The organism is Porphyromonas asaccharolytica DSM 20707 (assembly GCF_000212375.1).
In the GTDB taxonomy this organism is placed as follows: Bacteria; Bacteroidota; Bacteroidia; order Bacteroidales; family Porphyromonadaceae; genus Porphyromonas; species Porphyromonas asaccharolytica.
In genome coordinates this window covers 1,084,518-1,108,747 of record NC_015501.1, presented here as the reverse complement: position 1 = coordinate 1,108,747, position 24,230 = coordinate 1,084,518, and the positions used below count along the sequence as shown (strand labels likewise).

Annotated in this window: 16 protein-coding genes; 10 read left to right on the top strand and 6 right to left on the bottom strand. The window is 53.9% G+C overall.

Features of this window, described 5'->3' with window-relative positions; translation table 11 throughout:
• The first annotated feature begins 47 nt into the window (after positions 1 to 47).
• The 5 genes from pyrH (at position 48) to rlmN (ending at position 5,735) form a co-directional block, all read left to right on the top strand.
• Positions 48 to 773 carry a UMP kinase gene (pyrH, locus tag PORAS_RS04415; protein WP_013760326.1) on the top strand — a complete coding sequence of 242 codons (726 nt, stop codon included), beginning with the start codon at positions 48 to 50 and terminating at the stop codon, positions 771 to 773.
• Between the two features lie 33 nt (positions 774 to 806).
• A complete protein-coding gene (gene frr / locus PORAS_RS04410) occupies positions 807 to 1,367 on the top strand; it encodes a ribosome recycling factor (protein ID WP_004331190.1) in 561 nt (186 codons plus the stop codon).
• A 162-nt stretch (positions 1,368 to 1,529) separates the two neighbouring features.
• Entirely contained in the window at positions 1,530 to 2,474 is a 945-nt protein-coding gene (rsgA, locus tag PORAS_RS04405) for a ribosome small subunit-dependent GTPase A (protein WP_013760325.1), read from the top strand.
• 34 nt (positions 2,475 to 2,508) lie between these two features.
• Positions 2,509 to 4,686, top strand: coding sequence for a ribonuclease R (gene rnr / locus PORAS_RS04400; protein WP_013760324.1), 2,178 nt, complete (start codon positions 2,509 to 2,511; stop codon positions 4,684 to 4,686).
• 23 nt (positions 4,687 to 4,709) lie between these two features.
• Positions 4,710 to 5,735, top strand: a complete 1,026-nt coding sequence (rlmN, locus tag PORAS_RS04395; protein WP_013760323.1) for a dual-specificity RNA methyltransferase RlmN — start codon at positions 4,710 to 4,712, stop codon at positions 5,733 to 5,735.
• Between the two features lie 86 nt (positions 5,736 to 5,821).
• Here the strand turns inward: rlmN and PORAS_RS04390 are convergent, their stop codons facing one another.
• The 3 genes from PORAS_RS04390 to PORAS_RS04380 are packed head-to-tail and all read right to left on the bottom strand — an operon-like array spanning position 5,822 to position 8,804.
• Positions 5,822 to 6,421, bottom strand: coding sequence for a DUF3575 domain-containing protein (locus PORAS_RS04390; RefSeq protein ID WP_013760322.1), 600 nt, complete (start codon positions 6,419 to 6,421; stop codon positions 5,822 to 5,824).
• Between the two features lie 30 nt (positions 6,422 to 6,451).
• Positions 6,452 to 7,075: a hypothetical protein gene (locus tag PORAS_RS04385; RefSeq protein ID WP_013760321.1), complete on the bottom strand. Its 624-nt coding sequence runs from the start codon at positions 7,073 to 7,075 to the stop codon at positions 6,452 to 6,454.
• Positions 7,076 to 7,109: 34 nt separating this feature from the next.
• On the bottom strand, positions 7,110 to 8,804 hold the full coding sequence (locus PORAS_RS04380; RefSeq protein WP_013760320.1) for a SulP family inorganic anion transporter: 1,695 nt from the start codon (positions 8,802 to 8,804) through the stop codon (positions 7,110 to 7,112).
• An 866-nt stretch (positions 8,805 to 9,670) separates the two neighbouring features.
• Between PORAS_RS04380 and rho the strand changes: the two genes are divergently transcribed.
• Together rho and PORAS_RS04370 are read left to right on the top strand one after the other, a co-directional pair.
• Positions 9,671 to 11,542: a transcription termination factor Rho gene (gene rho / locus PORAS_RS04375; RefSeq protein ID WP_013760319.1), complete on the top strand. Its 1,872-nt coding sequence runs from the start codon at positions 9,671 to 9,673 to the stop codon at positions 11,540 to 11,542.
• Positions 11,543 to 11,741: 199 nt separating this feature from the next.
• On the top strand, positions 11,742 to 12,776 hold the full coding sequence (locus PORAS_RS04370) for an HU domain-containing protein (RefSeq protein ID WP_013760318.1): 1,035 nt from the start codon (positions 11,742 to 11,744) through the stop codon (positions 12,774 to 12,776).
• A 50-nt stretch (positions 12,777 to 12,826) separates the two neighbouring features.
• On the opposite strand, the gene cls is transcribed toward PORAS_RS04370, so the two are convergent.
• From cls to PORAS_RS04355, 3 genes are read right to left on the bottom strand one after another with little or no spacing between them, the layout of a single operon-like run.
• Positions 12,827 to 14,233, bottom strand: a complete 1,407-nt coding sequence (cls, locus tag PORAS_RS04365; RefSeq protein ID WP_013760317.1) for a cardiolipin synthase — start codon at positions 14,231 to 14,233, stop codon at positions 12,827 to 12,829.
• Between the two features lie 2 nt (positions 14,234 to 14,235).
• Entirely contained in the window at positions 14,236 to 14,682 is a 447-nt protein-coding gene (locus PORAS_RS04360; protein WP_004331176.1) for an acyl-CoA thioesterase, read from the bottom strand.
• Between the two features lie 44 nt (positions 14,683 to 14,726).
• A complete protein-coding gene (locus PORAS_RS04355) occupies positions 14,727 to 16,067 on the bottom strand; it encodes a U32 family peptidase (RefSeq protein ID WP_013760316.1) in 1,341 nt (446 codons plus the stop codon).
• Between the two features lie 146 nt (positions 16,068 to 16,213).
• Between PORAS_RS04355 and PORAS_RS04350 the strand changes: the two genes are divergently transcribed.
• From PORAS_RS04350 to nifJ, 3 genes are all read left to right on the top strand, one after another.
• The gene (locus tag PORAS_RS04350) at positions 16,214 to 18,700 is read left to right on the top strand and encodes a patatin-like phospholipase family protein (protein WP_013760315.1); all 2,487 of its coding nucleotides are present in this window, start codon (positions 16,214 to 16,216) and stop codon (positions 18,698 to 18,700) included.
• 614 nt (positions 18,701 to 19,314) lie between these two features.
• The gene (locus PORAS_RS04345; RefSeq protein ID WP_013760313.1) at positions 19,315 to 20,499 is read left to right on the top strand and encodes an AAA family ATPase; all 1,185 of its coding nucleotides are present in this window, start codon (positions 19,315 to 19,317) and stop codon (positions 20,497 to 20,499) included.
• A 45-nt stretch (positions 20,500 to 20,544) separates the two neighbouring features.
• The gene (nifJ, locus tag PORAS_RS04340; protein WP_013760312.1) at positions 20,545 to 24,174 is read left to right on the top strand and encodes a pyruvate:ferredoxin (flavodoxin) oxidoreductase; all 3,630 of its coding nucleotides are present in this window, start codon (positions 20,545 to 20,547) and stop codon (positions 24,172 to 24,174) included.
• Positions 24,175 to 24,230 lie beyond the last annotated feature (56 nt).

The window sequence follows — 24,230 nt, the reverse complement described above, 5'->3', positions numbered from 1 at the left end:
TCTCTTTTTGTCTATCTTTGTAGAGGATACAATGAGATAAGACCATTATGGCTCAATACAAACGAGTACTACTCAAGCTCAGCGGCGAGTCGCTAGCTGCTGGCTCCAAGCAAGGCATCGACACGACACGCCTCCACGACTACGCCTCGCAGATCATCGAGATCAGTGATATGGGCGTCGAGGTGGCTATCGTCGTAGGCGGTGGCAACATATTCCGAGGTATGGCTGGCTCTGCCGAAGGGCTGGATCGTGTGTCGGGCGACCGTATGGGCATGCTCGCCACGGTCATCAATGCGCTCGCCATCAGTGCTGCGATCAATGCACAGTGTCCCTCCATACAAGGCACACCTCGTGCGGTCGTCATGACCAGTACGCCGATGGAGCCCTACGCGCGCTACTACGATGCGCTCACAGCTCGCCAACTGCTGGCGCAGGGGCATATTGTCTTCGTCGCTGGCGGGACGGGCAATCCATTCTTTACCACAGACTCTGCCTCAGCACTGCGTGGCATAGAGCTACAAGCTGACATCATGCTCAAGGGGACCCGTGTCGACGGCATCTACACAGCCGATCCTGAGCGCGATCCCTCAGCGACGAAGCTCTTTCGTCTCACCTACCAAGAGGTATACGATCGTGGGCTCAGGATTATGGACCTGACCGCTATGACGCTTTGTCAGGAGAACCACCTGCCAATCATCGTCTTTGACATGGACACAACGGGCAACCTGGCTCGTGTGATGCGTGGCGAGGAGATAGGGTCCATCGTTTCCTAATCAATAAAATCTAGAAACCAATCACAACGAAATATGAGTACAAGCCAATTTACCAAACCTGCTGAGCAGTCTATGCTCAAAGCTGTCGAATTCCTTCAGGACAAGCTAGACCGCATACGTGCGGGCAAGGCGAATCCTGTCCTACTAGACGACATTACCGTCGAGGCTTATGGGGCGCCGATGCCTCTCAATCAGGTTGCGACAGTGACTGTACCCGATGCGCGTACGCTCGCTATCACACCGTGGGACAAGAAGCTCATCAAGGATATCGAGAAGGGAATCCTCGACTCCAACCTGGGTATCACACCGACGAACAATGGCGAGATGATTCGCATCGCTATGCCACCGCTCACCGAGGAGCGTCGTAAGGAGCTTGTCAAGCAGTGTAAGGCTGAGAGCGAGGAGGCTAAGATCAGCATCCGCAACGCGCGCCGTGACGCTATCGACGCTGCGAAGAAAGCGGTCAAAGCTGAGGACCTACCAGAGGATACGATCAAGCAAACGGAGAATGACGCTCAGAAGCTCCACGACAAGTACATCGGTCGCGTCGAGGAGGCTCTAGCGGCTAAGGAGAAAGAGATCATGACGATCTAATCCCCCGCCCCCTCCCTATCACATTTTACCCTTATGCAAGTCACACCTACAGCCTGAGACGGCAGGCAGAGCGGAGAGACTATTTCCGCATTGTCTGCCCCTTCCATCCTCTCAAGCTGTGGACTGTGGCTTTGCTCACATTTTCCCCATTCCCCCTATCCTATGCGAGGCAGAGTCATCAAGGTCATCGGCAATAACTGTGCAGTGCACGTGCCCGAAGAGGAGCGGGTCTACTCCTGCCTGATCAAAGGGCGGGTTCGCATCCAGGGCATTCGCAGCACCAATCCCGTAGTGGTCGGTGACTGGGTGCACTTCACGCCAGATCCACAACAGGACGTTTCCTATATAGAGTCTCTCGAGCCACGGCGCAACTACATCATACGACGCGCCACCAACCTCTCTAAGGAGTCGCACATCCTTGCGGCAAACATTGACCTAGCGCTCCTGATGGTCACCATCGCTCGTCCTCGCACTTCCTACACATTCATCGATCGCTTTTTAGCGACGGCAGAGGCGTACCGCATCCCCACCGAGATCCTCATCAACAAGGTCGACGACCTTAAGCCCGACGAGGAGGAGGTGATGCGCGAACTGACCGAGATCTACACCCCACTAGGCTATCCCTGCCACCCCATATCGGCACTGCAACATCAAGGCACCGACGCACTCCTATCGCTGCTCGAGGGCAAGTGCACGCTCATCGCCGGGCACTCAGGCACCGGCAAGTCGACCCTACTCAACAGCTTGATACCCGACCTAGACCTAGCCACGCAGGCTATCTCTTCGCTCTATGAGACGGGGCAGCACACGACTACTTACTCGGAGATGTATCAGCTACCGGCCCCGCACTCGGGCTGGATCATCGACACGCCTGGGATCAAAGCTTTTGGCACGCTAGAGATGAGCGAAGAGGACACGAGCCACTTCTTTCGTGAGTTCTTTGCCTATTCGAGCGACTGTCGCTTTGCCAATTGCACGCACATCCACGAGCCGGGCTGCGCTGTCCTCAAGGCGCTTGAGGAGGGACGCATTGCCCCCTCGCGATACAAGAGCTATCTGAGCATCCTCCAGGACGAGCACAGCGGTCCCTACCGACCCGAGCAGTAAGCCCACAACGCATACACACATTAACCAAACCATTATGACGAAAACATCTAGAAAGAAAAGCACACCCAAGAAGAACCCCACCAAACGCTCCGGCGCTAAGCGGCTTAACCTCGATGAACTGACACGCGCTGTCGTCAAGCTCTTTGCCGCAAATCCAACTCACACGTGGAACTACAAGCAGGTCTCCAAGCAGCTCGACATCACGGAGCAACCGATGCGCCAGACCATCAGCCGCATCCTAGAGGTACTGGAGATGGACGACACGCTCATACGTGTCAAGCCTGGCACCTATCGCTATAATCTCTCGGGAGCTCTGCTCTTCGGCACTTTCGAGCGTCGCTCTAACGGACGCAACGCGCTCATCTCTGATGAGGATGGCAAGAGCATCTTCATCGCCGAGCGCAACTCTATGCATGCGCTCAACGGCGATCGTGTGCAGGCGCGGCTCTTTGCCAAGAGACAGGGCGGAGAGCTAGAGGGTGAGGTGATCAATATCATCGAGCGCTCGAAGCATACCTTCGTAGGGCGACTAGAGTTCAAAAAGGACTGGGCCATCTTCATCACCGAGGATCGCACCCTCTCGACCGATATATTGATTCCACTCAGCGAACTAAACGGAGCTCAGCGAGACTCCAAGGTAGAGGTGGCTATCACCGAGTGGCCTAGCTCGGACAAGATCCCCACGGGACGTGTCCTCAAGGTACTCGGCAAGGCGGGCGACAACGACACCGAGATGCGCGCCATACTGACCGAGTACAATATAGACTACGGCTACCCACAGGCAGCTATCGACGAGGCTGAGCAACTCTCGGGCGAGATAACCCAAGAGCAGCTAGCACAGCGAGAGGACTTTCGCGAGGTGCCGACACTTACCATCGACCCTGCCGATGCTAAGGACTTTGACGATGCGCTCTCTTACCGTGACCTCGGCGACGGCCGGCACGAGGTAGGCGTACACATTGCGGATGTCTCTTACTTCGTCACCGAGGGATCCAAGATTGACGAGGAGGCTTACGCACGTGGCACCAGTGTTTACCTCGTTGACAGAACCATACCAATGCTCCCTGAAGCACTGTGCAACAATCTCTGTTCGCTACGCCCCAACGAGGATAAGTACGCTTACTCCTGTATCCTCACGCTAGACAATGCGGCGCATGTACAGCAGTACCGCATCTGTCGCACCGTGATACGGAGCGATCAGCGTATGACTTACGAGGAGGCGCAAGATGTGATCGAGGGGCGTAGTGACACCCAGCAGGCGATCATTCAGCCGCTCTTCGAGCTATCCCAGCAGTTGCGTAAGCGCCGCTTTGACGAGGGTGCGATCAAGTTTCAGAGCCAAGAGGTGCGCTTCGTTCTAGACCCCAAGGGTCGTCCCACAGGTGTCGAGGAGGTGATAGACAATGAGTCGCACCACCTTATTGAGGAGTTTATGCTCCTGGCTAACCGCACCGTTGCCGAGGACATCGGACTGGTTCGTGCCAAAGGCAAGAAAGCGAAGAACTTCGTCTATCGTGTCCACGCACAGCCTAGCGAAGAGAAGTTGATGGCGCTTGCTTCTTTTGCGGGTAAGTTCGGCTACAAAGTCAATCTCAGTGGCGAGAATCGTCAGGTAAGTCGCTCCTTCAACAAGCTCCTCGACAGCGTCCAGGGAAAGCGTGAGGAGAGCCTCATCGAGACACTTGCCATCCGCTCTATGACCCGTGCCGAGTACTCACCAGACAACATCGGCCACTACGGGCTCTCCTTTGCTTATTACACCCACTTCACCTCACCCATACGTCGTTACCCCGACCTTATGGTGCACCGCCTCTTGACACGCTACTATGCGGGTGGTCGCTCTGTGACAAAGGGCAAGCTCGAGGAGCAGTGCCAGCACTGCAGCGAGCAGGAGCAGATAGCCACACAGGCAGAGCGTGACTCGATCAAGTACAAGCAGGTGGAGTATATGAAAGCTCGTATGGGACAGGTCTTCGATGGAGTCATCAGCGGGGTCGCCGAGTGGGGACTTTATGTGGAGCTCAAGGGGTCGCACTGCGAGGGACTCATACCGATCCGCAAGCTCGAGGACGACTACTTTGAGTACGACGAGAAGAACTACCGTCTCCGTGGGCGACGCACTGGCAAGCGCTACAACTTAGGCGACCCGATCACCGTACGTGTCGCTCGTGCCGACCTAGAGCAGCGACAGCTCGACTTTGACCTCGTCTGATAAGACCACTTAGTCAAGCCCTTATGACAGCAACTCATCAGATCCTCGGCAAGACGCCTGCGCAGCTCACGGAGCTAGCCGTTGGCCTAGGACTGCCCAAATACACAGGCCAGCAGATCGCTGACTGGCTCTACCAGAAGCATGTCTCCACGTGGGACGAGATGACCAATCTGAGCAAGAAGGCGCGTGCACTGCTCGCCTCGCACTACGAGATAGGTCGTGCTGCGCCTCATCTACAGCAGACTTCACGAGACGGGACGGTCAAGTATCTCTTTGCTGCTGGTGGAGGCTTCGTCGAGACAGTCATGATCCCCGAGGGAGATCGTGCCACGCTCTGCGTATCGTCACAGCGAGGCTGTAAGATGAATTGCCTCTTCTGCATGACGGGTAAGCAAGGCTTCGGCGCCAACCTCTCAGCGAGCGAGATTCTCAATCAGATCCTCTCCGTGCCTGAGGTCAATGAGCTGACCAACATAGTCTTCATGGGAATGGGCGAACCGATGGACAATATAGATACGCTCCTGCAAGTGATCCGCTGCCTAACCGATCCGAAGGGACTAGCGATGAGTCCGAAGCGCATCACCGTCTCGACCATCGGGCTAAGACCCGGCTTGGAGCGCTTTCTAGAGGAGTGCACCTGTCATCTGGCTATCAGCCTGCACAACCCACTGCCGGAGGAGCGTCTAGCGATCATGCCGGTAGAGCGCGCTATGCCCCTCGCCGACACGGTGGCACTCCTACGACACTACGACTGGAGCCGGCAGCGTCGCCTCACCTTCGAGTATATCGTCTTCTCAGGGCTCAACGACACACCCCGTCACCTTGCAGCCCTCAAGCGTCTACTCTCCCAGCTCGACTGTCACGTCAACCTGATCCGCTACCACCGCATCCCGCACATCGACCTGCCTAGCTCCGATATGACCCGCATGGAGTGGCTCCGCGATCGGCTCTGCGAGGCGGGCATACCGACCACCATCCGCACCTCCCGTGGCGAAGACATCAGCGCCGCCTGCGGTATGCTCAGCACCCAGGAGCAGCAGGGCGCATAAGCTCTCACACCCCTATTATGACAAAAGGTTCTAGCCTCACGAGAGAGGTTAGAACCTTTTTTGTTTCGTCCAAAGCTTGACACTCACTAGAAGCGGTACCCCACAGAGATCGCAGGGTATATGTAGGCAAAGTTCTTTTGAGCAGCCTCTACTAGATTGACACCCATGCGCAGACTCGCCTCTGCACTCCAACCCCTTCGCGTCACATACTTAAACCCAGCCCCTAAACCTATACCGCACGAAGTTCCGCTCACTATCTCTTCCGTCCTCTTCAGGTTCATCCAAGGTCCAGAGTAATGCACATTTTTCAGTTTGTCATAGTAGCCAATAGCACTATTCACCTCTATCAAGAAACCTGCATTGGGGCTCGTAATAGAGAACCACTTCCCGCCAAAGTACCAGCGTCCATAAGGCATCACCCCAAAAGTCGGAAAGGAGAGTCCACTAGCAGACTCATCACCTATGTAGGCACTCACTGCGCAACCAATACTAAAGGGTGACGCTGTTGCATACTCATACTCCGCAGAGAGCTCCGAAGCATATGGCAATGCTAAAAGATTAAGCCGAACTTCGTGATACTTGACTGGATGTGAAGGCACCACGACCTCCTGAGCCACTATCCCGAGTGAGCCTAGTGTCAGAATGATCGTCAAGAGCGTTAGTTTCGTCCGTAGTCGCGACATCATCGTACTCTTTTGAGTTCTATCTCAACATTACTAGAAGCGGTACCCCACAGAGATCGCGGGGTATATGTAGGCGATGTTCCAGTCACACACCTTCACAAGATTACGACCTAGACGCAGGCTTATCTCTCCGCTCCAGTTGTTTCGAGAGACTAGCTTGAGACCTGCTCCGAGACCTATACCCCACGAGACACCGCTCCGCTCTTCAAGTGGATTTTCGGGATCTTCAGTGTACGTCTCATCTTCATCATCTCGTACATTGGCTAGATTATCATTGTAGGCTAGAGAGCTATTAGCCTCTAGAAAAAAGCCTGCATTAGGCTTTGTCATAGAAAACCAACGACCACCAAAGTACCAGCGACCATAAGGCATCACGCCCACCGTAGGAAAGAAGATCACGTTAAAGCGATTACTGCTAAAGTAAGCACTCGCCATAGCTCCCACACCCACATCTTGCGCCACCGCACGCTCGTACTCCAAAGATAAAGTTTTGTGTACTACTGGAGCGTAAAGGTTCAGTCGTACTTCGTTGCGCTTTTCGGGCGTCGGAGGCTCAGGCTCTCCAGGCACCACAACCTCCTGAGCAGCTAGCCCAAATGAGCTTAGTGCTAGTAGGATCGTGCTAAGGATTAGCTGTGTCAGTCGTTCTTTCATCATAGCAATGTCTTTGAGTTATGCTCCAAAGTTAATACTATTTCTGATATTTAGCCGCTGTCGCACTGATTTGCTCGTAAAGCGCCCAGGCACGCTCCTGCGCCTCGGCAAAGGTCGGCAGCACATTCTCCGGTCCCAGCTGATCGATGATACCTGTCTGCTCCAGATGCGTATAGACCGCAGGACGCACACCACTCAAGATGACGTGCACGCCACGCTTGCGCTGTCGCTCCAAGACCATCTGCAGGTTGTAGAGCCCGGTACTATCGATAAAAGGCACACGACGCATACGGATGATGCGCACCTCTGGGTGATCGTGAACCGTCACCATCACCTCCTCAAACTTATTGGCAATACCGAAGAAAAACGGTCCTTCTACCTCATAGACCTCCACTCCTGAGGGTAACTCCAGATGCTCCTCAGCCAGAGGCTCGTCCGTGATCTCGCCCACCCCGATCTGCTCGACAGAGCTCACATCGAGGATGCGACGGAAGAGCAGAGCTATCGCCAGCAGCATGCCCACCCCGATCGCCACTGTCAGATCGGTCATCACCGTCAGTAGGAAGGTCACCAGGAGGATAACCGTATCCCCTCGTGGGCCCTTAAAGATCGAGACAAACGATCGCCAGCCACTCATATTATAGGAGACCACCACCAGCACACCCGCCAGCACCGCCATCGGTATATGCGCCGTCAGAGGCGAGAGCAGGAGCATGATCAGCAGGAGCACCACCGCATGGATGATTCCCGCCATAGGAGTCCGTCCACCGCTATTGATATTGGTCATCGTACGAGCGATAGCCCCCGTCACCGGGATCCCTCCGAAGAAAGGCACCACCACATTAGCTACGCCCTGACCGATCAATTCACTGTCAGGATTGTGCTTAGACCCGATCACCCCATCCGCCACCGAGGCCGAGAGGAGGCTCTCCATAGCGCCCAGTAGCATGATCGTTAGAGCAGAGGGAAAGAGCGTCACGATACGCTCCACCGTGATCGTCGGCATCACAAAGGTAGGCAGTGCACGCTCTATCGTATAGTTGTCCCCAATATTCTCCGGTCTAAGGTAGCCCAGCTGCTGGAGCCCAAAGCTAACCAGCGTGAGCAGCACCAGAGCCACCAGCGTGCTAGGGATCTTTGCATTAACCTTAGGCAGTAGCCAGATGATCAATATCGTACAGACTGCAAAAGCAAAGGGAATACACGACCCCGTAGCAAAGTTCGCAATCAGCACCTGCCACTTGCCGATGAAGTCTCCCGGCATTGACTCGATCTGTAGCCCGAAGAGGTCAGCGATCTGCGTCGTGAAGATGGTCACCGCAATACCCGCCGTAAAGCCCACGATAATCGGATAAGGGATGAAGCGCACCAAGCCACCCAAGCGCAAGAAGCCCAAAAGCATCAGGAGCAAGCCCGCCATAATGGTCGCAATGGCTAGCCCGTCCAAGCCGTGCTGCTGGATGATCCCATAGACGATCACGATAAATGCGCCCGTTGGTCCTCCGATCTGCACCTTGCTACCACCTAGTAGCGAGACGAGGAAACCACCGATGATAGCCGTCAGCAAGCCCTCCGTCGGTGAGACCCCGCTAGCGATACCGAAGGCGATAGCTAGTGGCAGGGCGACGACCCCAACGATGATACCCGCTGTGAGATCCTTGACAAAGTTCTGTCGTGAGTAACCACGTAGAGAGAGAAAAAACTCAGGCACGAGTCCCTTCATGATAGACATAAGCGTAAGAAAAATGGTTGGTACTGTTACAAAGATACGAAATTAGAGGTTAGAAGTTAGAGATTAGAGGTTAGAGATTTTTCTAGTGGCACTAGTGCCTCTAGCCAATCGTCAACAGCCAATCGCTTTCCTACGTGGAAATTTTCAAATCTCCACGTGGAGAATAAAAATTTCCCACGTAGGGACGAAATAAAACTTCGGAGGAATCAAATGAAACTTCGGAGGAATCGTTTCGTCCCCACGTGGAGAATAAAAAATATCCACGTGGAGAATTGAGAATCCCCACGTGGATATCCTGTTTTATAGTCTCAGTTGATTAGAATATCCCCCCTAGCTCTCCTCCTGTCCCTTTCAATGAGAGTGATTCCCGATGAACCATCAATTACGCAAATCGCTATTTGTCTTATCGGGCTACCCAATCTGCTATTTGACCTGAGAGAGAGAAGAGATGCTTTATTTGAACACTTTTTCGTACCTTTGTCTCTAGAAGTGGATGAGTCACTAGATCGACGCACTCCTGAGCTGTACAGATACAAAGAGTTGCACAATAGGACACAGCTTGTATGGAGAGGCTTCCGATCTGCTGCGGAAGTAGCTCTGGCTCTGTATCGACCTAGATGACAACGACCGAGCAGAGCGTCCCATATCAGACAGGACTGACCCATCACTCAGCCTATTCACACATTACACACCTTACTTAGGTCGGTCATTATGCTAGCCAGCTGTCTCGCCACAGCGCCTGCTAGACAGTTGATTCCGTTGCCTCTATCATCTCACATGTAGCTTTCTGAGGCTCAGCATTGTAGCATGATAGCCCTTTGCAACAAGCCGTAAGGTGCATTTATCCAGCATAACATAAGTACATCATGCAGAAGTACACCATCGTAGATCTCAATGGTATGACGGAAGAGCAGCTCAAAGAAGTTGCTTCCCAGCTAGAGATTACCAAGATGGCCTCCGAAAAGAAAGAGGTCATTTACCAAATTCTAGACGCTCAGGCAGAAGCTGTAGCCACCCAAACAGTAGAGCAGCAGCAGAGCAATAAGCGCAAAGAGCGACAGAGCAACTCCCGCAATAACCGTTCAAACAAAGAGGAGAAAACGGACGCTAAAGACGAGAAAAACAAGCCTGAGCAAAAGGATCGATCGAACTCGCGACAGAACAAGCGCACCTCTAAAACGGACAAAGGCGATGCAACCAACCAGCCCACTGAGATAGATCGCCAAGCAGCTATCGCTATCGTTGAGAAGGCAGCGGCTACTCAGTCCGAAGAGAAGGAGCCAGAGACGGAGACTAAGGCTCAAGAGTCTAACCGTCCGAAGCGTAACAATAATAAGGAGCGCAACAATCGGAATAACAAACGACAGGAGCCAACGAACCAGTCTGACAAGTCTGATAAAGAGGAGAGGCGTCCTCAAGCTAAGCAAGACGCAGAGGAGGAGCAACAGGAGGAGACTCCCATGGTCTTTACCCATCCCGATGCGGACTCACTACTTGGTGAGGTACTAGGCGAGTCTCACAAAGAAGCTAACTCCGACGAACCGGCACAAAAGGGCAAGCAGCAGAATAACAAAGTCAAAGAGGAGGAAGAGGAGACTTCATACGACTTCTCCAACATACTGACCGCTAGCGGACTGCTGGAGGTTTCCCAAGAGGGATACGGCTTCCTCCGTAGCTCAGACTACAACTACTTCCCCTCACCAGACGACATCTACGTCCCAGCCGACATGATCAAGAAGTGGCACCTCAAGACGGGTGATGTCATCGAGGGAAGCATACGCCCACCCAAGGGTAGCGAGAAGTACTTCCTACTACAGAACATCCTACTCGTCAATGGACGTCATCCTAAGGACAATCTGGATCGTGTCTCCTTTGACATGCTGACGCCTCTCTTCCCAGAGGATAAGTTTAAGCTAGAGTCTCAGGGCATCGCAGCAGTCTACGACAAGACCGCCATGCGCATCGTGGATCTAGTCACCCCCATCGGCAAGGGACAGCGTGGACTCATCGTCGCTCAGCCTAAGACGGGTAAGACAATGCTACTCAAGGATATTGCTAATGCGATATCTGCCAATCATCCTGAGGTCTATATGATCATCCTCCTGATCGACGAGCGTCCCGAGGAGGTGACCGATATGGCACGCAATGTCAATGCTGAGGTCGTCGCCTCGACATTTGACGAACCCGCTGACCATCACGTGAAGCTCGCTGAGCTGGTACTCGCCAAGGCTAAGAGTATGGTCGAGAGCGGTCACGATGTGCTCATCATGCTAGACTCGATCACGCGCCTCGCACGTGCTTACAATACAGTACAACCTACCTCGGGCAAGATCCTCTCAGGTGGTATCGAGGCTAATGCACTGCAAAAGCCGAAGCGATTCTTCGGAGCTGCACGAAACATCGAGCACGGCGGTAGTCTCACCATCTTAGCGACGGCTCTGACGGAGACGGGCTCCAAGATGGATGATGTCATCTTTGAGGAGTTCAAGGGCGCTGGTAACATGGAGCTACAGCTCGACCGTCGTTTGTCCAATAAGCGTATCTTCCCCGCTATTGACATCCTCGCTAGTAGCACCCGTCGTGATGACCTCCTACTAGACTCGACGACGCTGCAGCGTATGTGGATCCTACGCAACCACCTATCTGACATGAATACGGTAGAGGCGATGGAGTTCCTCAAGCAGCGCATCGAGCTGACGGAGACCAACCTTGAGTTCCTCGCCTCGATGAATGACTAGGTCTTGATGAGCCACTAGCTCCCAAAGACTTAACGAAATCTACCAGTACTTCCGCTCTGCACCACACGCTCCAGTTCGTGGAGATTGCTTAACTTTGTGGTGAGGAGCGGGAGTCTTCTGCCTACTCTGTGGAGGTGGCCGCACAATGTAGCCGCCCCTGACTCGTCTGTAATCATCCACTCTTAGCCTGTACATCTCAATGTATCGCATCGGAGATATCTTAGAGCAAGCTCTACTACTGCACGACTGCGTCGTACTACCCACGATAGGAGCCTTCATCGTGGAGCAAACGCCTCCACTCTATGACAAGGATCTCAATGTCATCACGCCAGCAGGACAGCGCATCTCATTCAACGCATCTCTAGTAGATCGTGACGGCATCCTAGACAGTTGCTACGCACGCACCCTAGGGCTATCCGTACGCAGAGCGCGCCTCGTGGTAGACTCCGACGTGACCGTGATCAGGCATCAGCTATATCAGTCAGGGTCTCTAACTATCGGCTCCAACCTCGGCACCCTCACGCTGCAGGAGAGTGGCGAGCTACTCTTTACTCCCGTACAGGAGCGACAAGGCCTGAGATCGATACACTCTTACGGCCTCTACCCCCAGAGCTGCTTGCTCCCAGCCATCGCCCCTGTCGATCATACCACTGCCGAACCTGCTAGTAAGGCGAAGAGTGATCGGAAGTATTGGACGATACGTATCAATCGGACTGCGGCCAATTGGGCTGCAGCAGGTGCTATATGTTTCCTCTGCCTACTACCCATCAGCTCAGACAGTCACCCAGATCGTTACAGTGCGGGCTTCGTCCCTTACGGCTGGCTTGATGAGGCAAGCGTAGTGACGCCAGAGCAAAAGCAAGCCTCGTCGGGTAGCGCGACAACTGCCACACAACCCAACAAGGCTACAGAACAAACGGAGATCGTCTCTGCGACTCCGGAGCATGCCGCAGCTTCGTCTCTACTGATCACGCATGACGAGGCTTTACAGCAAGGGAGTCATGCTATCGTCGTAGGTGTTTTCAAGGGGCCTAAGCGTGCAGAGCGATTTATCGAAGAGATAACAACTGATCAGCCTCAGACCAAAGGGGTCTCGCTACAAGTCATCCAAGAGTCCTCTCGCTGTCTTGTCATCGCAGGCATCAGCTCCTCTGAGGAGCGTGCTGGCGAACTACGCCGCACCGTCTCCGCACTATCCGACAGCTTCGCAGGAGCGTGGATCTACGCACTCTAGTAGCGTCTTACCGCCGCTACACGAACTCTTAAACAAGCGATAAGAGCCTCTCATATCAGAGGCGTAAGCAGACGCATCACGCCATGAACGATACGTCTCCACAGCCTATTGCGTCGTAGGGTTATCCTACGACAGAGGGCAAGTGTTGCCTCAAAGCTATCGACAAACTGCCGTGCGACCTCCGAAGAATAGGCAATGGTGGTCAAGTCGAAGTTGTACTCAAAGCTTCTAAAGTCTAGGTAAGGTGTTCCCGTCACCACACGCTCCTTATCTATCACCGCATAGGTCGCTTCTCGTAGGCCGTCATAGTAGTATATCTCCACACCAGCTCGTAGCAAGTCGGTAAAGAAAGCGTGCGAAGCCTTAGGAGCCAGCCAGCTACGCCCACGGCGAGGTAGGATCACCCGTACCTGCACCCCAGAGAGTGCCGTGGAGATCAGTGCCTGCTGTATGCTAGAGGTGGGGATCAAGACAGGCGACTCGATGTAGAGCGACTGACGAGCCTGCAGGAAGGCGTGCGTGAAGATCATCTCTAGCGAGGGAAAGTCGTCCGTAGGATGCGTCGGGAAGATCTGCATCTTGATAGGCTCGGCCATCGTCACGGTAGAGGAGCTCTGCTGTGGCGAGAGCAATTGCTGCGTCGCTACGTACCAGTCCAGCGCAAAGCTGTATTCCAACTGACGTACCACTGCGCCACTCATACGCAGATGAGTCGTCGCCAGAGGTTGCGCACCTTGAGGCAAATGCTGTAGCTCCGAGAGTAGCACATTGCCCCCTGTAAAGCCTACAGCACCATCTACCACCACGAGGTTGCGATGGTTGCGATAGTTCACGCGGCTCGTAAGAAGCCGAAAGCGTACGGGGAGAAAGGCAGCAACCTCTCCGCCCAACTGCTCCATCCGCTTGCGATAGCGTCGACTCAGACTTCGCGACCCAACGTCATCATAGAGCCAGTAGAGAGCTACGCCCTCCTGAATGCGCTCTGCGAGCAGATCTAGCAGAGCGTCCAGCCACGGGCCCTCCTCGATACGATACAGCTCGATGTAGATGTAGTGCTGCGCCTGTACGACAGCTTCACGACAAGCAGCAAGCCACTCGCGACTATCGTCATAGAGAGTCAGCTCATTAGCCGTGGTCAGTGGCGTATCGGTCAGTCGCTCTATGAGAGAGGATAGCGACGTAAGTTTACGACCTGCTCTCTCTTCAACCTCCGTGCTAGGCAGCGACTTAGTTTCTACAGTAGCATTCGAGAGGGCCCGCCTCACCCCCACATCGATTAGTTGCTTACGCCTCAGCGAGTAGCCAAAGATAATATACAGCAGGAGCCCGACGACAGGGAGAAAGATGACTACCAGTATCCACGGGATCGAAGAGACCGCACTACGCTCCTCCCCGAGCACAATAACGATACCTCCGATAACAGAGAGGAGATAGAGGACGAAGAGGAGCTCGGCCATCACTAGAGAATCGTTAAGTCATACGGATGGCTCTCGCTGTAAGCCTCAGCACGAGCCATGATCCCATCGAAGCACTCTCCACGGGTCGTCCGTCCGTTCTGCACCGCGACCGCCTCGATCACACCTGAGGCGCACTTCACGCCATCACTACGTACGATGACCTGGTCGAAGATGAGCTTAGCCCCCTCACGTCTGGCACGCAGTGCCGTATGAAAGGTATCACCACTACGCAACGAGCGATGATAGGTTATAGAGACCTTGTAGACGAAGAGATCAAGCCCCTCTTCGTGCATCTCAGCAAAGCTATCGCCCAGTGCCAGCCAAAACTCGTGGCGTGTATGCTCCATGTAGCACTGATAGTTGCTGTTGTTGACCACCCCCTGGAGGTCGCACTCGTAGTCTCGCACCTTGAGCGTGAGACCATACTGATATTTGATTGGTTGTTTCATATGATATGTAAGTATCTTGGGTAAAATGATTCTATGCAAGTCCCCTACCCCTTGAAATGCTGTACCTCCGTACGCTCTCTAAAGAGGTAGAGCCGGTCATTCGCCCGCACCTTACGTGGCACAGGGATGGAGATACGTTGCCCCTTGATGGCATGAGAGACCGGCTCCAGCTCGTAGCGCATCTCCGAGAGCGTCATATCGACCACGCCTGTCGTCGGTCCGATGATCAGAATGCGATCTCCCAGTGCCAGCTCGCCACTCTCTACCTCCACCTCGGCGACTCCTATCTTGCTAAAGTACTTAACGATGTGCGCCACGTACTCCTTCTCACGCACAGCACTAGAACCCGCAAAAGGTGTCCACTCGCCCAGTCGCTGACCGAGATAGTAACCATCCCAAAAGCCTCTGTTGAAGACTTCTCGTAGTCGCTCATTCCACTGCGCTATTCGAGCCTCATCGTAAGTACCCGCACAGACAGCATCGATAGCCTCACGGTAGCACTGCACCACCGTAGAGACATACTCCGGGCCACGGGCGCGCCCCTCTATCTTAAAGACCGTGACACCCGCCAGCATCATCTTATTGATGAAGTGAATCGTCTTCAGATCCTTCGGCGACATAATGTTCGGGTGCGTCACCTCCAGCTCGACCCCTTGGCGGTCATCATAGACTCGGTAGCCACGGCGACAGATCTGTGCGCAACTACCTCTATTGGCACTCGTAGCTTGATGGTGCAGACTCAGATAGCACTTGCCCGAGACCGCCATGCAGAGCGCTCCATGGGCAAACATTTCTATCTCCACCAGTCTCCCCGACGGACCGACGATCTGCTCCTCAGCTATCTTACGTTTGATCTCCGCCACCTGATCTAGGTTCAGCTCACGAGCCAAGACCACCACATCGGCAAACTGTGCGTAGAAGCGCAAAGCCTCCCAATTGCTAATATTGAGTTGCGTAGAGAGATGCACCTCCAGCCCCAAGCGATGCGCCTCCATCAGCGTCGCCACATCGGCAGCGATCACCGCCGTGACCTGTGCCTGGTGCGCATGGTAGAGGATCTCGCGAAGCAGCGTCAAGTCCTCATCGTAGATGATCGTATTGACCGTCAGGTAACTCTTCACGCCACTCCTCCGACAGATCTCCACGATACGATAGAGGTCGTCTGTCGTAAAGTTGTAGGCAGACTTAGCCCGCATGTTGAGCGCCTCAATGCCAAAGTATATACTATTCGCTCCCGCACGTATCGCAGCGCTCAAGCTCTCATACGACCCCACAGGAGCCATCACCTCATAGCGACTAGGATCACGCAGCTCCTCGGGGAGCGTCACCAACTCACGCTTTATGATCGAATCGGTCGTCTCTATTCTTTCTGCACGTTCATTCATAGGGACAAAGATACAAACTTACCCTCAAGCGACTGCATCGTAGATCTACATGCTAGCACTCCATTTGCCAAAAAGCGTACATTTGTATCCCGCACTGCTCGTTGACCATGAGCTGATCTCTCCACACTACAAATGACACACGACCTATGATCTCGCGTATCTATACGAAACAACCATCGATCCTACTCTCCAGCCTCATCTTATGTATGGTAGCTCTCTGCGCTCCCGCCACTATGCTGGGGCAGAGCGACGAGGTCTGCGACAGCACTCAGATGCGCTGTGGCTTGGTCCTTAGTGGCGGAGGAGCCAAGGGACTAGCACACATTGCCCTCCTTGAGCTGATCGACTCACTGCAGATACAGGTAGACTACATCTCTGGCACCTCTATGGGTGCCGTCGTGGCAGGGCTCTACTCAACGGGCTACAGTGCTGCTGAGATCAAAGAACTGGTGCGTCAGGAAGACTGGGGGCGTGTCTTGAGCAATCGTCTGCCTTACGACAAGGTGGATATGTGTGAGAAGGAGGATTACGGGACTTATACCCTAGAGTTCCCCATGCGTCGAGGTATCCCTAAGGTTCCCTCCTCACTTATTGAGGGGCAGTACTTGATGGAGGTACTGATGCGCTACACCTTCCCCGTGCGGCATATCAAAGACTATGCACAGATGCCGATACCGCTACAGCTCGTAGCTTCGGATGCTGGGAGCGGCGGAGCCTGCGTGATGACCTCAGGGACATTACCATTATCTATACGGGCTAGTCTAGCGATTCCGGCCGTCTTCGCCCCCACAATTGTCGATGGCAAGCTACTAGTCGATGGAGGTCTAGATCGCAACTTCCCCGTCGAGGAGGTGCGTGCTATGGGGGCAACCTTCGTCATCGGCAGCTATACGGGAGCTAGACTACGAAATGTGGAGGAGCTAGAGCACAGCTCCATTGATGTCATCCAGCAGTCCTATGCGCTCCTGACAAAAAAGGAGGTAGAGCGTCAGGTAAGTCAAGTAGATGTGATGCTTGACTTCTCTCAGGCACTCAGAGGCTACACTTCGGCAGACTTTAGTCAGCGGGAGCAGATCATAGCCCTCGCAGAAGCGGAAGCTCACAAGCTCTTGCCACAGCTCGTCGCTCTCAAGACTCATCAAGTCGCACAGGGCATCAACTATCAGAAGCAACAGCTCGCCACGGTCTCCATCCCGATCCAGCAGGTCAAGATCACGGATCAATGGGGTGCTCCCCTAGAGCAAGCCGAGACAGAGTTCATTCGCAGTGTGATCGGTGAGGATCTCTCGCTCCTCGACTCTGTCGACCTCCTCCAGCAGCGCATCGACATGCTTATGGGTTACAACCGCTATGCACAAGTTTACTATACCTATGAGTCAGACTCGACTGCGACGAGAGGCAATGAGGTAAACACACTACACTTCTTTATCAAGAAGAAGCCACAAGCACTCCTCCGCCTCGGGGCCTACTACGACCCCTACGAGTCAGCAAATATCATCCTCAACACTTCACTTAGAGATCTACTCCTATCTAACTCACACCTCTCAGCCAAGCTCGCCATATCTCAGTACCCCAAGCTGCGTGCCAGCTACTACAAGTGGTTCGACGATAGCTACTCCTACTGGGTGAGTCCCTACATCTCCCTTCGCCTAGATCGCAGTGACAACCTCCATCTACGCTACCTATCGCAGATAGAGAACCATACCGAGGCAACCTTCTATCAGGGCTCCATAGCCACTGGCGTGAAGATGGGCTATGCCCTATCACCTCAGTCTGAGATAACACTCGGTGTGCAGTACGGCTTGATGTATGTGTGGCAACCACAGACGCCCTTTGACCATGAAATGAGAGGGTCAGCACAAGCTGCCGATCTTGAGCAAATACCCCTCAACTACTTCAACCAACTCATGCAGGCTAACAACCGACCTAAGCTAAGCTATCGCCATGGTACCTGGACGATGAACCTAGCTTACCAGCAAAACAGCTTGAATCGGAAAGCTTTTGCTACACGGGGTAACCACCTCGCCCTAACGGCTGAGCTGACGCTAAAGAACTCCTATGCGCTCTCCCCTCTCCCTGAGGATGCCACAGAGAGCCAGAAGCAGATCCACAATATACTCAATCCCGAGGAGAGCATATCCCCACAGCGGGGTCCCCTACTACATCTCTCTGTCTATGAGCACGTAGTCGCTCCTCTGAGCAAAAGGGTGGCTCTGCACGGTCGCCTCTTCGGTGGGGTCAATCTAGACCTCGGTAAGCCCTGGCGGGATAGCTTTCACTACGACAGTTACCTCTTCTTAAGTCAGAAGTTTCACCTCGGGGGCTTTGCCAATCTAGGGGTGCACAATCAGACCATCTTCTCAGGGCTACGATACAGAGAGTACCCTGTCAACAACCTCGCAGCACTCTACCTAGGCATCCAGTACACCCCGATCAAGTCTCTCTACATCACCCCGCACGTCAGTGTCGGTATGGACATCCAGGCGCCCAATCTGCAGGACAGCGACCTCCTCTACGGCGCGGGCATCGACCTAGACTACGACTCCATGATAGGTCCTATCAAGCTCTCCTTCAGTCGGTCGAACGTCCTCCGCGCCTCACGCTTCTTCTTTAGCCTCGGATATGCTTTCTGACAAGCGGGGATCTCAACTCTCGCAATCCCGGTCGTGTCAAAGCGAGACGAATAACCCACTGTAGGGGCGGACCTATGTGTCCGCCCGTTCTCGTCAGAGCGTTGTATGCCATATGGGCGGACACGCAGGTCCGCCCCTACACAAACCACATCAACACGAAAAGTTCAGCCATCAGACGCTGTAACACCAATATTTATAGGGACGCTCGATCAGTATCTAGCGAGAGGGTGTCCCTACATCGGATTGCTTGTCTTGCTGTGCTACTGCTCCTCCACGTGGAAAATAAAAAATCCCCACGTGGCAAATTCGAATTTTCCACGTGGAGATGCCAGCGTTACTTGTCGAAAGCAATGACACTCGGCTACAAGTCACCTCAACTATCGACAAGATCACATTACAACCGCGAGCCTCTAGTGAAACTGCTTGTTTACTCAGTATCAAGTGGTAAGTGGTGCCTACTCCTTGCTAGTCTATGGAGGGTTACTTGTCATCTGAATGGGGCAGTTCACTCGTTTTGCTAAGATTTTTGCCAAGAGCACTTGTCAATTAAAGAAGTTTGCGTACCTTTGCCATACCAAGATATAGGTATCTAGTCCAAGCATCAAGATAAAGTAGTGGAGGCACTCTATAGAACACACGATTACCTGCTGCGCAACCTGAGCAATCCGATACAGCGTAGCCTCTTTGGCGAGATTGACTTCTCCGCCCCGCTGATCGGCATCTATGGCTGTCGTGGCGTGGGCAAGACCACCTTCCTCCTGGACTACGCTGCGAGGACTTTTGGGTCGCTCAATAGGAAGTGTCTCTATGTCAATCTCAACAACTTCCTCTTTACGAGTGAGACGCTTGTAGACTTTGCTAAGACCTTTTACGACCATGGCGGGCGACATCTGCTGCTAGACCAGATATATAAGTACCCCTCGTGGCACGAAGATCTGCTGGCTTGTATGCGTCTGATGCCCGACCTGCAGATTATCTACACCACATCGATCGTACAGTACGACTCGGCGCTTCCCATCGAGGAGCAGCTGCCAGGAGCTGTCTATAGGCTAGATGGCTTTTCGCTCCGTGAGTTCATACAGCTCAAGACGGGACTCAACCTCCCGCAAGTCACGCTAGAGGAGATACTGAAGGATCACGAGACCATCTCTCGCGAGATCATGGGAATGGTCAATCCGCTCAACTACTTGGCGGACTATACGCATCACGGCTACTACCCCTTCTTCCTCGAGGATCGCAACTACTCAGAGAATCTGCTGAAAAACATCAACATGATGCTGGAGGTCGATGTGAGCTTCCTACGCAACCTCGACCAGCGTCTCCTACCCAAGCTGCGCAGGCTACTCTACGAGCTGGGTCGCACGACACCCACCTCGCCAAATATCTCTCAGCTCTCGCAGATGATCAGCGCCTCACGCGCTACCATCTCCAACTATATGCACATCCTCTCAGATGCGGGTCTCGTCACGCAGCTATACCGTGTAGGCTCCGAGGCGACCACACGCAAGCCGGCTATGTGCTATCTACAAAACACCAACATAGGCTACGCACTCGTCCCCGAGCCTGTGACCAGTCCTGAGCTTTACTCCACCTTCTTCCTGACGCACTTACATCATGCACACCAAGTCAATGCAGGGGGGCGGGCACAGGTACACTTCGTCCTGGACGAAACTTATGAATTTCGCATTGACAAGGAGCTGGGCGGGCGCTATCGTCCCGACCGCTACTACGCAGTGCAAGGCATCCCCATGGGACATGACAATGTCATCCCGCTATGGCTCTTCGGCTTTATCTACTAAAGCAACTTACTAACAACAACACACAAGGAATATCAATATATAGAAATGGCTAATCCAACTAAAAAGACAATGACCTGTGACGGCAACCAAGCGGCCGCACACGTCGCCTACATGTTTAGCGAGGTAGCTGCTATCTACCCTATCACCCCCTCCTCCACGATGGCGGAGTATGTCGATGAGTGGGCAGCTGCAAAGCGCAAGAACATCTTCGGAGAGATCGTCGAGGTACAGGAGATGCAGAGCGAGGCTGGTGCTGCTGGCGCTATGCACGGTGCTCTACAGGCTGGTGCTCTCGGTGTCACCTTTACCGCATCTCAGGGACTGCTCCTGATGCTTCCTAATATGTACAAAGTAGCTGGTGAGCTACTCCCAGGTGTCTACCACGTAGCTGCTCGTACGATCGCTTCACAAGCGCTCTCTATCTTTGGTGATCACCAGGACGTGATGAGTGCTCGTATGACGGGTCTCGCACAGCTCTGCACGGGTTCTGTACAGGAGGTCATGGACCTCGCTGCTGTAGCACACCTCACAGCGATCAAGAGCCGCGTACCTTTCATCCACTTCTTCGACGGCTTCCGTACATCACACGAGATCCAGAAGATCGAGTACTTCTCTAACGAGGATCTCGAGCCACTCATCGACCAGAAGGCTCTGCGTCAGTTCCGTGAGCGTGCACTCAGTGCGCATGCTCCTGTAGTACGTGGTACTGCTCAGAACGGCGACATCTTCTTCCAGGCTCGTGAGGCTTCCAACTCCTTCTACGATGCAGTCCCCGCTATCGTACAGGAATATATGGATCAGCTAGCTAATATCACGGGACGTCACTACCACCTCTTCGACTACTACGGAGATCCCGAGGCTGAGCACGTCGTCATCGCTATGGGATCTGTCACAGAGACCATCCGCGAGTCTATCGACTACCTACGCGCTCAGGGCAAGAAGGTAGGACTTGTAGCCGTACACCTCTATCGTCCATTTAGCGTAGAGCACTTCCTCGGTGCACTGCCCAAGAGCGTCAAGCGTATCGCTGTCCTCGACCGCACCAAGGAGCCAGGAGCTGCTGGTGATCCACTTTACCTTGATGTCAAGAACGCTCTCTACACACAGCCCAACGCACCCCTAGTCGTAGGCGGTCGCTATGGTCTATCGAGCAAGGACACGACACCTGCTCAGATCATCGCCGTCTTTGACAATCTAGCGATGAACGAGCCGAAGGATCAGTTCACCGTTGGTATCGTCGACGATGTGACCTTCAAGTCTCTACCCCTAGGCAAGGAGGTCGAGCTCGAGAGCGATGCATACGAGGCTAAGTTCTTCGGACTAGGTGCTGACGGTACGGTCGGTGCTAACAAGAACTCCGTCAAGATCATTGGCGAAAACACCAACAAGTACTGCCAGGCTTACTTCGCATACGACTCTAAGAAGAGCGGAGGCTTTACCGCCTCTCACCTACGCTTTGGCGATCAGCCCATCCGTAGTACATATCTAGTCGTACGCCCCAACTTCGTCGCTTGCCACGTGCCTGCTTACCTACGCATGTACGATGTCCTCGCAGGACTTCGCAAGGGCGGTACGTTCCTCCTCAACTCTGTTTGGGATCTAGACAGCATCGAGGAGCACCTACCTAACCACATCAAGCGTTACCTCGCTGAGAACGAGATCTCCTTCTATATGATCAACGCTACCGAGATCGCTCAGCGCATTGGTCTAGGCAACCGTACGAACACGATCCTACAGAGTGCCTTCTTCAAGATCTCTGGCGTCATACCTTACGATCTAGCTGTAGAGCAGATGAAGAAGTTCATCGTCAAGTCTTACTCTCGCAAGGGTGAGGATATTGTCAATAAGAACTTCGCAGCTGTCGACGAGGGTGCCAACGTTGTCCAGGTTCCCGTCAAGGCTGAGTGGGCTAACCTACCCGACGAGCCTGCTGTCAAGCACGCTGGCGACACCGACTTCGTACAGAACGTAGTACGTGTCATCAACGCTCAGAAGGGTGATACACTCCCCGTCTCTGCTTTCGCAGGTCGCGAGGACGGTACTTGGGACTCTGGTACGGCCGACTCCGAGAAGCGTGGTGTCTCTGACCTCGTACCGGTATGGATCGAGGACAACTGTATCCAGTGCAACCAGTGCGCTTTCGTCTGTCCTCACGCTACGATCCGTCCATTCCTACTCAACGAGCAGGAGGCTCAGGGTACCAATGTAGCTCTACTCGATGCTACGGGCAAGGGCTTCAAGGAGGCTGGTCTCAAGTTCCGCATTCAGGTCAACTACCTTGACTGTCTAGGTTGCGCCAACTGTGTCAACACTTGTCCAGGCAATAAGCAGGGCAAGGCACTCAAGATGGTTCACCTCGACGAGGTTCGCGACAAGCAGTGCGACTGGGACTACATGCGTCATCAGGTGACCAACAAGTCTTACATGGTCGACGTACAGTCCAACGTCAAGAACTCACAGTTTGCACAGCCCCTCTTTGAGTACTCCGGAGCATGCTCTGGTTGTGGTGAGACTCCTTATGTCAAGCTACTAACGCAGCTCTTCGGAACTCGTCAGGTAGTAGCAAACGCTACAGGCTGCTCCTCTATCTACTCAGCATCAGCGCCCTCTACTCCCTACACGACCAATGAGCGTGGCGAGGGTCCTGCATGGGCTAACTCTCTCTTTGAGGACAATGCTGAGTTTGGTATGGGTATGTACATCGCCTCTAGCTCCAACCGCAACCGCCTCGTGCACCTCGTCAAGGAAGTTCTAGAGGAGGGCAAGGAGCCTATTAGCGATGAGCTACGTCAGCTACTCAATGAGTGGATCGAGCAGCGCTTCGATGGTGATGCTTCACAGCAGCTTAGCTACAAGATCCTACCTCTGATCGATGCTGAGGCTAAGGGTCACATGCACTACATCTACAACCTGCGTCACCACTTCGTCAAGCCCTCACAGTGGATCATCGGTGGTGATGGTTGGGCATACGATATCGGCTTCGGCGGTCTCGACCACGTACTCGCTTCGGGCAAGAATGTCAACGTCCTCGTACTCGACACGGAGGTCTACTCTAATACGGGTGGACAGTCTTCTAAGAGTACACCTCTAGGCGCTATCGCTAAGTTTGCCGCATCAGGTAAGCGTGTCCGCAAGAAGGATCTAGGTCTCATCGCAACCACCTACGGCTACGTCTATGTAGCTCAGATCGCTATGGGTGCCAACCCCGCTCAGACGCTCAAGGTACTCCGCGAGGCTGAGGCTTACGAGGGTCCCTCACTCGTGATCGCTTACTCACCCTGTATCTCACACGGTCTCAAGGGTGGTATGGGCAATGCTCAGAACGAGCAGAAGCGCGCTGTAGAGTGTGGTTACTGGCACCTCTGGCACCACGACCCACGTCGTGAGCAGGAGGGTAAGAATCCCTTCGTACTCGACAGCAAGGAGCCGGACTTCTCGAAGTTCAAGGACTTCCTCAAGGGCGAGGTACGCTACGCTTCACTCTTCAAGATGTACCCAGAGATCGCTGAGGAGCTAGCCAACGAGTCACTTCGCTCCGCTTACAAGCGCTACAGCACCTACGTACGTATCTCATCTACCGAGTGGGAAAACAACTACGGTCCTCTCGCTGACATCCTCGATGCCAAGCCCGAGCCCACCACGCCTGAGGAGGTACATGCCGTAGACCTCACCTAGTCTGTCTGACTATACCGAGCCTGCGGCGTAAGCCCCAGCAGGCTCCCCAACATAGC

Coding starts and splice junctions, on each gene's coding strand:
- pyrH (WP_013760326.1), top strand. CDS start 48: ATGGCTCAATACAAACGAGTACTACTCAAGCTCAGCGGCGAGTCGCTA.
- rho (WP_013760319.1), top strand. CDS start 9,671: ATGCAGAAGTACACCATCGTAGATCTCAATGGTATGACGGAAGAGCAG.
- rsgA (WP_013760325.1), top strand. CDS start 1,530: ATGCGAGGCAGAGTCATCAAGGTCATCGGCAATAACTGTGCAGTGCAC.
- rnr (WP_013760324.1), top strand. CDS start 2,509: ATGACGAAAACATCTAGAAAGAAAAGCACACCCAAGAAGAACCCCACC.
- rlmN (WP_013760323.1), top strand. CDS start 4,710: ATGACAGCAACTCATCAGATCCTCGGCAAGACGCCTGCGCAGCTCACG.
- PORAS_RS04385 (WP_013760321.1), bottom strand. CDS start 7,075: ATGATGAAAGAACGACTGACACAGCTAATCCTTAGCACGATCCTACTA.
- cls (WP_013760317.1), bottom strand. CDS start 14,233: ATGGCCGAGCTCCTCTTCGTCCTCTATCTCCTCTCTGTTATCGGAGGT.
- frr (WP_004331190.1), top strand. CDS start 807: ATGAGTACAAGCCAATTTACCAAACCTGCTGAGCAGTCTATGCTCAAA.
- PORAS_RS04390 (WP_013760322.1), bottom strand. CDS start 6,421: ATGATGTCGCGACTACGGACGAAACTAACGCTCTTGACGATCATTCTG.
- PORAS_RS04380 (WP_013760320.1), bottom strand. CDS start 8,804: ATGTCTATCATGAAGGGACTCGTGCCTGAGTTTTTTCTCTCTCTACGT.
- PORAS_RS04355 (WP_013760316.1), bottom strand. CDS start 16,067: ATGAATGAACGTGCAGAAAGAATAGAGACGACCGATTCGATCATAAAG.
- PORAS_RS04350 (WP_013760315.1), top strand. CDS start 16,214: ATGATCTCGCGTATCTATACGAAACAACCATCGATCCTACTCTCCAGC.
- PORAS_RS04360 (WP_004331176.1), bottom strand. CDS start 14,682: ATGAAACAACCAATCAAATATCAGTATGGTCTCACGCTCAAGGTGCGA.
- nifJ (WP_013760312.1), top strand. CDS start 20,545: ATGGCTAATCCAACTAAAAAGACAATGACCTGTGACGGCAACCAAGCG.
- PORAS_RS04370 (WP_013760318.1), top strand. CDS start 11,742: ATGTATCGCATCGGAGATATCTTAGAGCAAGCTCTACTACTGCACGAC.